The organism is Nocardioides proteolyticus (genome assembly GCF_051280635.3).
Lineage (GTDB): Bacteria > Actinomycetota > Actinomycetes > Propionibacteriales > Nocardioidaceae > Nocardioides.
Window position 1 is genome coordinate 48,385 of record NZ_JBNBPO030000006.1, and the last position, 13,759, is coordinate 62,143.

Consider the following 13,759-nt stretch of genomic DNA (forward strand, 5'->3'; position numbering starts at 1 on the left):
CCTAGGCCGCCTAGCCGTTGAAGTTGTCGATGGCGTTGAGGACGGCGGGGCCCATGACCACGACGAACAGGCACGGAAGGATGAACAGGATCAGCGGGATCATGATCTTGACCGGCACCTGCTGCGCCTTCTCCTCAGCGTACTGGCGCCGCTTGGTCCTGACCTCGGAGGACTGAACGCGGAGCACCTGGCCGACCGGGATGCCGAAGGCATCCGCTTGCACCATCGACCCGACGAAGGTGTGCAGATCTTCGACGTCGGTGCGGTCGGCCATGGCGCGAAGCGCGTCCGATCGCCCGACCCCCAGCTGCATCTCGCGCAGCATTCTCGCGAACTCCTCTGCGAGTGCGCCGGTGGTGTTCCTAGCGACCTGCTGGACGGCGGCGTCGAAGCCGAGCCCGGCCTCCACGCTGATCGTGAGCAGGTCCACAGCGTCGGCGAGCGATCGCTTGATCTGGTCGCGTCGCTTCTCGGCGCACTGGTACAGGTAGATGTCGGGCGCGAAGAATCCGATCACCGCTCCGCCGCCGACCAACAGGATGAGCCAGCTCGCGGAGGCGCCGAGCAGCAGACCGTAGACGAGCGTCGCGACCGGCAGCAGCACGGCGGCGATCACCTTCAACGAGACGACTCGGTCTACGGTCCAGCCTCTGGGATTGCCGGCGTAGTCCAACTTCTTGCGAATCCGCTCTGCCTTGTCGGCGCCGGTGAACCGGCGTCCCAAGCCGAGCGCCCGTGCCTGCAACGGCTCCAGGATCCGGTCGCCGAACGACCGGTCCACCTCTGGGACGAGCTCGCTGGCTGAGCGGCCCTGCTGCTCCAGGATGTCGAGGGCACGAGCCAGGCCGGTCGGTTGCTCGTTCCTCGCCAACGCCGCACTGACTGTTGCGGCGGAGCCGAGAACGAGAACGAAGCCGAGAAGCAGAAGCATCAGATGTCCACCTTCACCAGTCGAGACATCCAGAACACGCCGATTGCGAGCCAGAGAGCGCCGCCGGCACTCAGCATCCAGCCTCGCGGGTCCGCGACGAGGGGCTCGAGGAACGTACGGTTCGTGAGGAACAGGTACCCGGCGAACAGCGGGGGTAGCGCACAGAGCAACATGGCAGACAACCGTCCCTCCGCTGACAAGGTCCGCACCTGACGCCGGAGGTAGGCGCGTTCCCGCATCGTCGCAGCCACCGTCTTCAGCAGCTCGGCCAGGTTGCCTCCGACCTGGCGCTGGATCCGGATCGCCATCACGGCCCAGGCGAAGTCCTGGCTCTGGAATCGCTCTGCGACACCCTCGAACGCGTCCTCGAGCTGGACCCCGATCCGCGCCTCGACCAGGACGCGCCTGAACTCGGAGGCAATCGGTTCGGGGCCCTCGCGCACCACAGTGTCGACCGCCTGCGCCAGGGAGAGCCCCGCGCTGAGCGCACCCGCCAGAAGCTGCAGCACCTCCGGAAGGGCCTCTTCGAAGGCTCGGCGACGACGCGCGGCCTTGAAGCGGAGGTAGAACGGCGGCAGCAGCGCCCCGAACGCCATCATCAGGGCTCCCGCGAGCACCCCACCCATCAGGAACCCGACGACGCCCGCGACGAACACGGTCCCGATGTGGACAAGCAGCCACTCAGAGGGCTTGAACTCGCTGCCCGCAGCGGTCAGCTTCCGCACGAGGCGGTCGTTGAGGCCGCTGTTGCGTTCCAGGACGCCCTCAGCCGCCGCTCTGGCCTGCTCGAGAACCGGCTCAGCGGTGTGTTTGCTGGTGACCTTCTCGTCGGCTGCTCCTGGCCGCCCGCTGTACGCCTCGACGCGTTCAGCGATCGTCATCGGGGCTGGCCGGGCGGGCACCAAGAGCACTGCCACAGAGATCAGTCCGACCGCCAGGACCGCGATGCCGGCATACAGAAGCCATCCCGGAGCGTTCCAGCCGCCCGGTGCGGTGGGCGTGGGGAGTGCTTCCGCGAGGGGTGCCTCGCTCGGCGCCGACTGGATGGTGGCGAAGGCTCGGGCGACCATCGGCTCGGACCCGTCGGTCGGAAGGACGACCTCGACGGTCGCTTCCGTGGCGTCGAACCTGCTCGGCAACGGCGCCGTGACCAGGACCTGACCGGCGAGCACGTCGGCCTCGGTGCGGAAGGCGTCGGCCAGCGCGGCTCCGCTCGACTCGATCACCCGCCCGCGGCCTGCCTCGGCCATGGTGCGCAGGGGATCGAGAGCCTTGCCGCTCTGCCCCAGGCTGACGACGTCCACGAGGGTGCTCGTCGACTCGACGGTGCCGGTGACGTCCTGGAGGGTGGCCGTGCCGCCGGTGTCGGCTCCGTCGGAGAGCACGAGCACACTGCGCTGTCCGTCCTCGCCGGCAGCCTTCACGGCGGCGACCACGCCGTCGTAGAGGAGGGTCTCCTTCGGCGCCAGGGACAGGTCGTCCACGACCGCCCGCGCCGCGGCCCGGTCGGTCGTCGGCGTGAGCGCGACCTCCACCTGGTTGTCGAAGGTGACGATGCCGACCTCGACGTCGGCGGGAACCGTGTCGAGATAGGTCGTGGCGGCCTCCTTGGCGGCCGTGAACCGCCCCCCACGCGCCATCGAGCCGCTGGTGTCGATGGCGAGCACGGTGGTCCGCTTGACCGCCGAGCTCTCCGTGGCGTCCGCCGCCTCGGCCCGCAGCTCCTGGCCGTCGAGGGTGGCGGTCACGCCGGCGGGCATCACCTGCACGCCGGGTGGCACGTTCACGAGGACGCGGATGCCCTCGCCCGTGGACTCGACGTGGGCGATGGTGCCCTCCTCGGCCGCCGCTGGGCCGACCGGGAGGACGAACGCGGCGAGCAGCGCGCCGAGCAACAGCAGCAGCCGTCGAGCACGCATCACATCGTGTCCGTTCGGAAGGTCATCGGGTCGACCGTGACATTGGCGTAGGCGAGCTTCTCCAGGAACTTCGGGCGCAGCCCGGTGGACCGGAGTCGACCCAGGATCCGACCGTTCTCGTCGAACCCGGCCGAGTTGTCGAAGACGAAGATGTCCTGGAGGGTGATCACGTCGCCCTCCATGCGCTCGACCTCGGTGATGTGGGTGATCCGGCGGGACCCGTCCTTGAACCGGCTCTGGTGCACGATCAGATCGACGGCCGAGGCGACCTGCTCGCGGATGGCCCGGATCGGCAGGTCCATCCCGGCCATCAGGACCATCGTCTCCATTCGCGAGAGCGTGTCGCGCGGCCCGTTCGAGTGCAGGGTGCAGATGGAGCCGTCATGGCCGGTGTTCATGGCCTGGAGCATGTCGAGGGCCGATGCGTCCCGGACCTCGCCGACGACGATGCGGTCAGGACGCATCCGCAGGCTGTTGCGCACGAGGTCGCGGATGGTGACCGCTCCCTTGCCCTCGATGTTGGCCGGCCGCGACTCCAACCGGACGACGTGGTCCTGCTTCAGCTGGAGCTCGGCGGCGTCCTCGATCGTCACGATGCGCTCGTCGGTGGGGATGAACGACGACAGCACGTTGAGGGTCGTGGTCTTGCCGGCACCTGTGCCGCCCGAGACGATGACGTTGAGCCGCCCGCGAACGCAGGCGTCGAGGAAGTCGGCGGTCTGCGGGCTGAGCGACCCGAAGTTGATCAGGTCCTGCACCGTCAGCGGGTCGGTCGAGAACTTGCGGATGGTCAGGGCCGAGCCGTCGATCGCCAGCGGCGGCACGATCGCGTTGACCCGGCTGCCGTCGGGGAGCCGGGCGTCGACCATGGGCGAGGACTCGTCGACGCGGCGGCCGATGCGGGACACGATCTTGTCGATCGTGCGGCGCAGGTGTGCCTCGTCGGCGAAGTGGGCGTCGGCCTTCATCAGGCGCCCGCTCTTCTCCAGCCACACGTCGTCGGGACCGTTGACCATGACCTCGGAGACCTCCGGGTCCCTCAGGTAGGGGTCGATCGGCCCGTAGCCGAGGATGTCGTCGGTGATCTCCTGGGTCACCCGAGCGCGGTCGGCTGCGCTGAGCGGGCGGTCCTGGGCGCCGAGCACCTCGGAGAGCACGTTGCGGACGGTCTGGTCGAGCTCGTCCTGGTCCATGTCGGCGTCGTACAGGTGCGGGCCGAGCTGCTTGAGCAGCTCGACGTGCACACTGGCCTTCAGCTCCTCGATCCGGTCGAGCTCCTGGTTGACCAAGGCGCGACGGGACGCGGGCCGGGCGTCGGCGCCTCGGCTCGACAGCGGGCCGTCGGGCTCACCGGAGCGGACCTCCGATGGGGTCACGTTGACCGGTGCGGCGGCCAGCCCGTCCTCCGCGACCGCGCCAGCCGGCGGCGCGTCACTGCCGTGCGGTGTGGCCGCCGGATGACCAGGCCCGGCGTTGCCGGTCGCATCGCGGCGTGCTGCTGCGAGACGGTCCGAGAGGCTGGTCATCAGGCCCTCCCTCGACGGAAGAGTCCGCGCTGTCGAGCTGGCGCTGGGCCGTCGGCGGCCATGCCAGCCGGCACGCCGACGGGCTCACCCGTGACTGAACCTGCGAGCTGCGCATAGGAGACGCTGGCGGGGTGGGCGGGCTTGTGAGAGACGATCGGTGTGCCGGCATTGGTCGCGGCGGCGATCTCGACGGCGGTCGCCACGCGGGTGGTCACCGGCATCCCGAGGATGCTCTCGACCTTCTCGACGCTGATGCCCACGGCGTCGTCAGCGCGGTTCAGCATCAAATGCCGGTGACCACGAGCGATGTTGAGCATGTCCATGGTCTCCAGCGCCACCTTGACGTTCTTGAGCGTGGGCACGTCGAGGGTGGCCACGATCACGCACTCGTCGGTCTCGTCGAGGGCGGTGAGCGTCGCGTCGTCGAACGACGGCGACGTGTCCACGACGATGTAGTCGAAGCCCTCTCGCAGCGCTCGCAGGATGCGCGAGATCAGCAGGGGAGTGACTCGCTCCCGGACGTCGGGGTGGGACGGCGCGGCGAGCACGGTCAGCGAGTCCTCGTGCCGGGTGAGCAGCCCCTCGATCATGGCGAGGTCGATCGCGTCCTCCGACCCGACCGCCTGCTCGATGGAGTGGGTGGGGAAGAGCTGCATGGTGATGGCGACGTCGCCGAACGCGAGGTCGAGGTCGACCAGGCAGACCTTGCGGGCACCACGGTCTCCGAGCGCGAGAGCGAGGTTGACGGCGGAGGTCGTCTTGCCGACACCACCCTTGGGCGAGAACACCGTGACGATCCGGCCCTGCTGACGGACGCCACCCGGTCCCCGCAGCGCCTCGTAGAGCTGCTGAGCGCGCTCGACAGCCTTGGTGAGGCTCTTGTCATCGTCGGACGTCACGACGACGTCGCGCACGCCGGCCTGCATGGCTTTGGTGAGGACGTCGGTGTCGAACTGGTCCCGGACCAGCACCACGCTGACCGTGGGGCGGCGGATCCGGAGGTCCTCGGACGTGACCAGCGCGGTCTCCAGGGGAACGCTCTCCCCGAGGACGACGGCGTACTCGTCAGGGTGCTGCTCGAGCCAGGCGTGGACGCGATCGAGGGTAGGGACAGCGTGAGCGCCCGCAGGCATGGCGCGCAGCAAACTCTCCACGAGCGCAGCTTCCTGCTCCACCAGAACCGGCATGGGATGTCACCCGTTGTTTCCGCCGCCGGCGCCGGGGCAGCTCGGTCGGACCTTGCTCTCGGAGTTGAGCAGCGCGACCGACAGCTCTCCGTTCTGCTTCGCGCTCTCCAGAGCCTGGAAGTCGTCCTGGCTGAGGGCGATCGTCAGCGGCGGCGCCTTGGTCTCCTCCAGATCGGCTTCGTCCTCGCTGGCACTGGACAGGTCGGTGCCGACAGCCACGACGGCAACACGCGGCAGGAGGAGGCAGGTCTTCTGCGCGACTCCGGTCGCGAAGATGGCGACCTCGGACCCCGGCAGGATGAATGCACCCAAAGGCAGGTTGAAGTCCTCCGTCTTCGTCAGCAGACCCTTCGGGATGGGAAGCGCTGCGACGTCGAGCGGATCCCCTGCTCCGCCGAACTTCGCCGGGATGAGCTGCTCTCCCGGATGGATCGTCGTCAGAGCGACCTTGCCGCGCAACGATTTCGAGTCCTTGCTGGCGCCCTCCAGCAGCTGCGCCTTCGCGACGTGCGCGAGCTGGACCTTGCCCGACTCGAGTGCGTCGTCGATGCTCTCGCCGGGCGCGATCTTCTGCGACGCCGTCAGCACCTCGACCGAGTCGTACCTGTCCGCCGCCCGCGCCTCTGCCCCTCGGGCGTAGACGAAGACGAGCGCCACGCCGAGGGCGGCGATGACCGCCGCGACGACGAGCAGCAACCTGCGTCGTTCCACTTCAGAGCCCTCCCGCTCCCCATGGGCCGGCGGCCTGCTCTCCTCCGAGAGGCTCGCCGGCTACTCCGAACGCGCCCTGCCCTCCCAAGCCGGGACGCACGCCGAGGGTAACCCCTGGCTGTCGGACGGTGGTTGAAAACCGAAAAGTTACCGCGCCGGGTCCGCCGTGAATCGGGACCCTGGTCCCGGGTCCTCGGCCACGGTCACTCGTAGAGGGCCGCGATCTCGTCGCGGCACTCCCGCATCACAACGTTGCGCTTCAGCTTGAGGCTGGGGGTGACCTGCCCCGCCTCCTCGGTCCAGTCGGTCGGCAGGATGGTGAACTTGCGGATCGACTCCGCCTTCGACACCGCCTTGTTGGCCTCGTCGACCGCCGCCTGGACCTCGGCGCGGAGGTCGTCGTCGTCGATCAGGTCGGTGACGCCGCCGGACTTGCCGTGCTGCTCGGCCCAGAACGGGAGGGCCTCCTCGTCGATCGTCACCAGCGCGCCGATGAAGGGCTGCCCGTCGCCGACGACGAGGCACTGGCTGACCAGGGGATGGGCGCGCACGCGGTCCTCGAGCACCGTCGGCGCGACGTTCTTGCCGCCGGCCGTCACCAGGATCTCCTTCTTGCGGCCCGTGATCCGGACGAAGCCCTCGTCGTCGACCTCGCCGACGTCGCCGGTGTGGATCCAGCCGTCCGCGTCGAGGGTCTCCGCCGTCGCGTCGGGGTTGCGCCAGTAGCCGCGGAACACCTGGCCGCCACGGAACAGCAGCTCGCCGTCGTCGGCGACGCGGACCGCGGTGCCGGGTAGGGGCCGCCCCACGGTCCCGACCTTCAGGGCGTCGGGAAGGTTCACGGTGAGGGCCGCCGTCGTCTCGGTCAGGCCGTAGCCCTCGAGCACCGTGACCCCGATGCCGCGGTAGAAGTGCCCGAGCCGCTCGCCGAGGGGCGCGCCGCCGGAGACGGCGAACCGGCACTCGCCGCCCAGCGCGGTGCGGAGCCTGCCGTAGACCAGGCGCGAGAACGCGGCGTGCTGGGCCCGCACCCGCAGCGGCACCCGGCCGCCGTCGAGCGAGCGCGAGTAGGCGATCGCGACCTCGGCCGCCCGGTCGAACACCTTGCCCCGGCCGTCCGCGGTGGCACGCTGCGAGGCGGTGTTGAACACCTTCTCGAAGACCCGGGGGACGGCGAGGATGAACGTCGGCCGGAACGTCGCCAGCTGGGGGAGCAGGCTCTTGATGTCGCCGCTGTGGCCCAGCCGGGTCCGCGACTTCACGCAGCCGACCTGGATGATCCGCGCGAACACGTGGGCGAGCGGCAGGAAGAGAAGCGTCGAGGCGTCGTCGGCCTCGAAGAGTCGCTGGAGCTCGTGGACGGCCACACCGAGCTCGGTCTCGAAGTTGCCGTGCGTGATCATGCAGCCCTTGGGCTTGCCCGTGGTGCCCGAGGTGTAGATCAGGGTGGCGAGGTCCTCCGGCGCCGCGGCCGTACGACGCCGCTCGAGCTCGTCGTCGGGCACGTCGGCGCCCAGCTCGGCGAGCATGTCGACCGCGCCGTCCTCGATCACCCATGCGTGCTCCAGTCGGGGCAGCCCCGCTCCGACCGCCTCCACCCTCGCCTGGAGCCGGGCGTCCTCCACGACGACCGCCCGGGCACCGGAGTCGTCGAGGATCCACCGGATCTGGTCCTCCGAGGAGCTCTCGTAGATCGGCACCGTCACCGCCCCGGCGAACCAGCCGGCGTAGTCCAGGAGGGTCCACTCGTAGCGGGTGCGGGAGATGATCGCGACGCGGTCGCCGGGGCCGATCCCCGCGGCGACGAGGCCCTTGGCGACCGCGGTGACCTCCTGGAGGAAGGCCAGGCACGTGACGTCGTCCCAGCCGTCGTCGCCGTCGGGGCGGCTGAACTGCACGGCCTCCGGCGCCTCGTCGGCGTTGCGGACGACATCGTCGGTCAGGTTGCCGGTGGTGGCGACCTCGACGGTCTGCGGGGTGGAGTACTCGCGCACCGTTCCTCCTGGTTGGGGCCGCTGGCAGGTTACTCCCGGGCGCGACCGCGGACATCCCGCGGTGCCTCGTCCGGTAGCCTGCGCGCATGGCCGAACAGACGTCCTCGTCGATCCTCGTCGACGCCCCCGCGACGGATGTGATGGCCGTGATCGCCGACTTCGAGGCCTACCCCCAGTGGGCGAAGGGCGTCACGGTCGCCGAGGTCCGCGAGACCTACGACGACGGCGACCCGCGTCAGGCCGGGCGCGCGCGCAAGGTGTTCTTCGCGCTGGACGTGTCGCCGATCAAGGACGAGTACACGCTGGCCTACGACTGGGACGGCGACCGTCAGGTCACCTGGACCCTCGTCGAGGGCAAGATGCTCAAGGCGCTCGACGGCGCCTACGTGCTGCGGGAGACCGCGCCGAGCACCACCGAGGTGACCTACCGCCTCGCCCTCGACGTCTCCATCCCGCTCATCGGGATGCTCAAGCGCAAGGGCGAGAAGATCCTGATCGACACCGCGCTCAAGGGTCTGAAGAAGCGCGTCGAGTCCGGCGCCTGACGGCGCGACGGGGCCAGCGCGTGCGGATCCTCCTGTTCACCGGCAAGGGCGGCGTCGGCAAGTCGACCGTCGCCGCGGGGACTGCTGCGCTCGCGGCGTCGCGCGGGCTCCGCACCCTGGTGATCTCGACGGACGCCGCGCACTCGCTGGCCGACGCGTACGGCGCCGGCGCCGACGTCCGTCCCGCGGAGCCCACCGAGATCTCGCCCTCGTTGTTCCTCCAGCACGTCGACGCGCAGCGACGCTTCGAGCAGTCGTGGGCCGACATCCAGGGCTACCTGCTCTCGGTGCTGGACGCGGTCGGCATGGACCCGGTCGCGGCCGAGGAGATCACCGTCATCCCGGGCGCGGAGGAGGTGCTGGCCCTGCTGGAGCTCCGCCAGCACGCGCGCACCGGCCGGTGGGACGTGATCGTGGTCGACTGCGCGCCGACCGCCGAGACGCTGCGCCTGCTGGCGCTCCCGGAGGCGCTGGGCTGGTACCTCGAGCGGCTGCTGCCCATCCAGCGTCGCCTCGTGAAGGCGCTGCGTCCGGTCCTCAACCGCGCCGCCGGAGTCCCGATGCCGGGCGACGCGGTGTTCGACGCGGTCACCCGGCTCCACGGCGAGCTCGACGAGGTGCACGACCTGCTCTCCGGTGCGGACGCCAGCGTGCGGCTGGTGCTCACGCCCGAGCAGGTGGTGCTGGCCGAGGCGCGTCGGGCGTTCACCAGCCTGTGCCTCTTCGGCTACCGGGTCGACGGCGTGGTGGCGAACCGGGTCTTCCCCGACGCCGCCGGCGACGCGTGGCGCGCCGGTTGGGTGGACGCGCAGCAGTCGGTCCTGACCGAGGTCGCGCAGTCCTTCGCCGGGCTGCCGATCTGGCGGTCGGAGTACCTGCCCGCGGAGCCCGTCGGCGTGGAGGCACTCTCGCAGCTCGCCGCCGAGCTGTACGGCGACGACGACCCGCTCGCGCCGCCGGTGGGTGAGGGCCCGTTCCGGGTCACCCGGCCCGCGCCGGGAACGGCGGTGCTGCACCTGGCACTGCCGTTCGTCACCCGCGCGGAGGTCGACCTCGCTCGCAACGGCGACGAGCTCGTGGTGACGGTCGGCTCCGCGCGACGGCTGCTCACGCTGCCCGCCGGCATCGCGCGGCTCCGCGTGCAGGGTGCACGGGTGGTGGACGGCGAGCTGCGGGTGCGGTTCGGCGAGGAGGACGCCGCGGCCCGGCCCGCGGCAGGAGGAGCGCGATGAGTGACCGTGACGAGGCTCCCGGACAGCACGGAGACGACGGGCCGGCCGACGGTCGGCGCGCCGGAGGCGCCCACCAGGACGTGGGCAGCGTCGGTGAGGAGGCGCTCCGGCTCTTCGGGACGCTCGCCGACCTGGCTCGGCAGCAGTCGGGCGGCGCGTCCGACGCGGTGGGCGGGCTCGCCGGCCAGGCCGCCGCGCTGGCCCACGAGCTGAACGAACACGTCGCCACCGACAGTGCCGAGTGCCGGTACTGCCCGGTGTGCCGGGTCGTGCACGCGGTGCGGCACACGTCGCCCGAGGTGCGCGCCCACCTCAGCGTGGCGGCGTCGTCGCTGCTCCAGGCGGCCGCCGGCTTGCTGGAGACGGCGCCGCCGGCAGGTACGAGCGGCGGCGGCGCGCGCGGCAGGGACGTGCAGCGGATCGACCTCGACGATGCAGACGCCGACGGGGCCGACGGGGCCGGCTCCGACGACGTCCCCGGAGGTGGCCGGTGAGCGTCTCCTCCCTGACCTGCGGGATCGACATCGGCGGCACCAAGATCGCGGGTGCCGTCGTCGACCCCGAGGGGCGGATCCTCGCCGAGTCGCGGGTGGTCTCGCCCGCCACCGACCCGCAGGCGATGGAGCGGGCCGCGGCCGCGCTCGTCGGCGACCTGTCCGCAGCGCACCCCGTCGAGGCCGTCGGTGTCGGCGCGGCCGGCTACATCGCCTCCGACCGCTCGACGGTCCTTTTCGCCCCCAACATCGCCTGGCGCAACGAGCCGCTCGGCGCCGACCTGTCCCACCTGGTCGGCGTGCCGGTCGTGGTGGAGAACGATGCCAACGCGGCGGCCTGGGGCGAGTTCCGGTACGGCGCCGGGCGGGACGTGGACGACCAGCTGATGGTCACCGTGGGCACCGGCGTGGGCGGCGGCGTCATCGCCGACGGCCACCTGCTGCGGGGTGCTCACGGCGTGGCGGCCGAGATCGGTCACCTGTGCGTGGTGCCCGAGGGTCGTCAGTGCGGCTGCGGCAACCGCGGCTGTCTCGAGCAGTACGGCAGCGGGACGGCGCTGGTCAGGGAGACCCGGGAGGCGGTGGCGGCCGGCTCGCTGCTGGCTCGCGACCTCGTGCAGCGCGCCGGCGGCGACGCGAGCGCGATCACCGGGCCGATGATCACGGAGGCGGCCAGGGCGGGCGACCGCTTCGCGGTCGAGCAGTTCGAGCTGCTCGGCGGCTGGCTCGGCCATGGCATCGCCTCCCTGGTGGCGGTCCTCGACCCGGCGGTCATCGTGATCGGCGGCGGGGTGAGCGAGGCCGGCGACCTGCTGCTCGACCCGCTGCGTGCCTCGTTCCGCAAGGAGCTGACCGGCCGCGGGTTTCGGCCCCATGCCGACATCCGGCTCGCCGAGCTGGGCAACCGCGCCGGCGTGATCGGCGCCGCGGACCTCGCGCGGCGCTGAGGCTCGCCGTGGCCGGTGAGTTCGTCGGCGTGGACGTCGGCGGCACCAAGGTCCTCGCGGTGCGGCTCGGCGGGGACGGTGAGGTCGAGGCCGTGTCGACCCGGCCGATGCCGGGGCGCACCGCGCCGGAGTCGGAGGTGGAGGAGGCGGTGGTCGCGGCCGCCCTGGACGTCTTCGCCGACGTGCCGCCGGCGGCGGTCGGGGTCTCCGCCGCGGGGCTGGTGGACGGCCCCGGTGAGCGCTTCCTCTTCGGGGCGCACCTGCCCTGGCGCGACGTACCGCTGCGCGCGCGGCTCGAGCGACGGCTTCGCGACCGCGTGCACGCCGCGGCCGGACGGGCGGGCGGAGCGACCCGGGTGGTGCTCGACAACGACGCCAACTGCGCCGCCCTCGCGGAGCTCGCGGCCGGGGCGGCCCGCGGGGTGGACGCGATGCTGATGATCACGATCGGCACCGGCATCGGTGGCGCGCTGGTCCTGGACCGGAGGCTGGTGCGCGGCGTGCACGGTCTGGCCGGCGAGTTCGGCCACATGCAGGTCGTCCCGGACGGGCTGGCCTGCGAGTGCGGGCTTCGCGGCTGCTGGGAGCAGTACTGCAGCGGCCGGGCGCTCGAGCGGGTCACCCGGGTGGCGCTCGGCCGGCACCTCGACGGACCGGAGGTCACCGCGATGGCTCGGGCCGGCGACGAGGTGGCGCGCCAGGCGTTCGCGTCGGTCGGCACCTGGCTCGGGGTCGGCGCGGCCGGGCTGGTGTCGGCGTTCGATCCTCGCCTGGTGGTCGTCGGTGGCGGCGTCTCCTCGGTCGGCGACCTGCTGCTCGACCCCGCCCGCGCCGCGCTGCGCGACTCGCTGCAGGGCACGAGCTACCGCACCGTGCCCGAGCTGGTCGCCGCCCGCTTCGGACCCGAGGCCGGAGCCGTCGGGGCGGCGCTCCTCGCCCGCGACGGCCGTTAGGCGCTCGCTCGCTCGGGCCGCGGATCAGACCTGCGCGCCGTCGTCCCAGGGGTCGCGCGGCGAGGGAGGCATCCGGGCCACCAGGTAGAGGAAGCCGCCGACGAACCACCCGACGAGCAGCCAGCCCAGCAGTTGGGGGAGGTCGATGCCGGTGACCACGACGGCGAGCAGGATGGCGGGCGCCCCGAAGACACCGAGCCAGGCCAGCCGGCGGTCGAACGGCGGCTTGGGGACCGGCGGCGGCCGCGGCGGCACGAACGAGTCGTCGGGATCCTCCGGAAGGGCCTGCCGCTCGTCGCTGTCGTCGGGCCGTCCCAGGTCGTCGGCGGCGCGCGGTCCGGCGCTCAGCGGCTGCTCGACGGGCTCGGTCGCGTCGTCGGGTCCCAGCACCGGGTCGCCGTAGTTCGCGACGATCGCCTGCCAGGCCTCGTCGTGGTCGTCCGGCTCGTCCCGCTTCACACGGGCAAGGCTACGCCGCGCCGGCCAGCGCTAGGCGGGGCCGGACGGGTCACCGGTCACCCGGGCGACGAAGGCGGCCGTCTTCTCGAAGATCATCGGGGCGTCGTTGTCCAGCGTCGCCACGTGGTGGCTCTCGGGCAGCGCGACGCGGGTGACGTCGCGGGAGGACACCCCGCCGAGGATCAGCGGCTCCGACGCCTCGTCCACGACGTTGTCCACGTCCGAGCGGAAGTAGAGCAGCGGCGCCGTCACCCGGTGGAGGTCGCCCAGCAGGCCGGGCCAGGCCCGCATCATCGAGTGCACCGCCTTCAGCGGGGTGCGCGTGTAGGCCACCTCGTCCTGACCCGGCTTCTTGATGTCGTTGCCGATGGCGGGGAAGGAGCCGACGAGGTGCTTCAGCACCGGCAACAGCTTCACGTCGAGGCGCTTCGTGGCGACGGCGGGGTTCACCACGACCACGCCCGCGACCGCGTCGCCGCGGTCCGCAGCCAGCCGCAGCACGAGTGCGCCGCCCATCGACAGACCGCCGACGACGACGGCCTCGTGCTCGGCGCGCAGGTCGTCGAAGGTCCGGCTGATCTCGCCGTACCAGTCGGCCCAGGTGTGCTTGTTGAGGTCCTGCCACCGCGTGGCGTGGCCCGGAAGGCACGGTACGGCGACGCCGTACCCACGGGCGGCGAGCGCCTCGCCCCACGGCCGCACGGAGGCCGGCGAGCCGGTGAACCCGTGGCTGAGGAGCACGCCGATCCGGCGGCCGCCGGTCAACTCCGGTCGGGCGGCGATGGTCAGCGGCTCGGTCAGTGGCGACGGCGTCGACGTCATGGCCGGGATTGTGCCGCAGGTGCATGAGGATCGCCGACC

13 protein-coding genes are annotated in these 13,759 nt (G+C 71.7%); 5 read left to right on the top strand and 8 right to left on the bottom strand.

The annotated features are described in order from the left end of the window. Window positions 1-10: 10 nt before the first annotated feature. The 6 genes from ACPOLA_RS05160 to ACPOLA_RS05185 form a co-directional block, all read right to left on the bottom strand. Complete coding sequence (locus ACPOLA_RS05160) at window positions 11-931, bottom strand: type II secretion system F family protein (RefSeq protein WP_435769327.1); 921 nt, start codon at window positions 929-931, stop codon at window positions 11-13. Next, complete coding sequence (locus tag ACPOLA_RS05165; RefSeq protein ID WP_435769328.1) at window positions 931-2,850, bottom strand: type II secretion system F family protein; 1,920 nt, start codon at window positions 2,848-2,850, stop codon at window positions 931-933. Before ACPOLA_RS05165 ends, ACPOLA_RS05160 begins: the two co-directional genes overlap by 1 nt. After that, entirely contained in the window at window positions 2,850-4,376 is a 1,527-nt protein-coding gene (locus ACPOLA_RS05170; RefSeq protein ID WP_435769329.1) for a TadA family conjugal transfer-associated ATPase, read from the bottom strand. The genes ACPOLA_RS05165 and ACPOLA_RS05170 overlap by 1 nt, the downstream gene beginning before the upstream one ends. Next, window positions 4,376-5,563 (bottom strand): CpaE/TadZ family protein, encoded by a 1,188-nt coding sequence (locus tag ACPOLA_RS05175; protein WP_435769330.1) that lies wholly within the window; start codon window positions 5,561-5,563, stop codon window positions 4,376-4,378. Before ACPOLA_RS05175 ends, ACPOLA_RS05170 begins: the two co-directional genes overlap by 1 nt. 6 nt (window positions 5,564-5,569) lie before the next feature. Further along, window positions 5,570-6,259, bottom strand: a complete 690-nt coding sequence (cpaB, locus tag ACPOLA_RS05180; protein WP_435769331.1) for a Flp pilus assembly protein CpaB — start codon at window positions 6,257-6,259, stop codon at window positions 5,570-5,572. Window positions 6,260-6,477: 218 nt separating this feature from the next. Continuing rightward, window positions 6,478-8,268 carry an AMP-dependent synthetase/ligase gene (locus ACPOLA_RS05185; RefSeq protein WP_435769332.1) on the bottom strand — a complete coding sequence of 597 codons (1,791 nt, stop codon included), beginning with the start codon at window positions 8,266-8,268 and terminating at the stop codon, window positions 6,478-6,480. A gap of 86 nt (window positions 8,269-8,354) precedes the next feature. Between ACPOLA_RS05185 and ACPOLA_RS05190 the strand changes: the two genes are divergently transcribed. The 5 genes from ACPOLA_RS05190 to ACPOLA_RS05210 are packed head-to-tail and all read left to right on the top strand — an operon-like array spanning window position 8,355 to window position 12,439. After that, window positions 8,355-8,813, top strand: coding sequence for an SRPBCC family protein (locus tag ACPOLA_RS05190; protein WP_435769333.1), 459 nt, complete (start codon window positions 8,355-8,357; stop codon window positions 8,811-8,813). Between the two features lie 20 nt (window positions 8,814-8,833). Then, on the top strand, window positions 8,834-10,045 hold the full coding sequence (locus tag ACPOLA_RS05195; protein WP_435769334.1) for an ArsA family ATPase: 1,212 nt from the start codon (window positions 8,834-8,836) through the stop codon (window positions 10,043-10,045). Next, window positions 10,042-10,539: a hypothetical protein gene (locus ACPOLA_RS05200; RefSeq protein ID WP_435769335.1), complete on the top strand. Its 498-nt coding sequence runs from the start codon at window positions 10,042-10,044 to the stop codon at window positions 10,537-10,539. The genes ACPOLA_RS05195 and ACPOLA_RS05200 overlap by 4 nt, the downstream gene beginning before the upstream one ends. Beyond that, on the top strand, window positions 10,536-11,486 hold the full coding sequence (locus ACPOLA_RS05205) for an ROK family glucokinase (RefSeq protein WP_435769336.1): 951 nt from the start codon (window positions 10,536-10,538) through the stop codon (window positions 11,484-11,486). Before ACPOLA_RS05200 ends, ACPOLA_RS05205 begins: the two co-directional genes overlap by 4 nt. An 8-nt stretch (window positions 11,487-11,494) precedes the next feature. Beyond that, window positions 11,495-12,439, top strand: coding sequence for an ROK family protein (locus tag ACPOLA_RS05210; RefSeq protein WP_435769337.1), 945 nt, complete (start codon window positions 11,495-11,497; stop codon window positions 12,437-12,439). Between the two features lie 24 nt (window positions 12,440-12,463). Here ACPOLA_RS05210 and ACPOLA_RS05215 read toward each other — a convergent pair whose 3' ends face one another. Further along, on the bottom strand, window positions 12,464-12,898 hold the full coding sequence (locus tag ACPOLA_RS05215; RefSeq protein WP_435769338.1) for a hypothetical protein: 435 nt from the start codon (window positions 12,896-12,898) through the stop codon (window positions 12,464-12,466). Window positions 12,899-12,928: 30 nt separating this feature from the next. After that, window positions 12,929-13,720 carry an alpha/beta hydrolase gene (locus ACPOLA_RS05220; protein ID WP_435769339.1) on the bottom strand — a complete coding sequence of 264 codons (792 nt, stop codon included), beginning with the start codon at window positions 13,718-13,720 and terminating at the stop codon, window positions 12,929-12,931. Window positions 13,721-13,759: the final 39 nt, after the last annotated feature.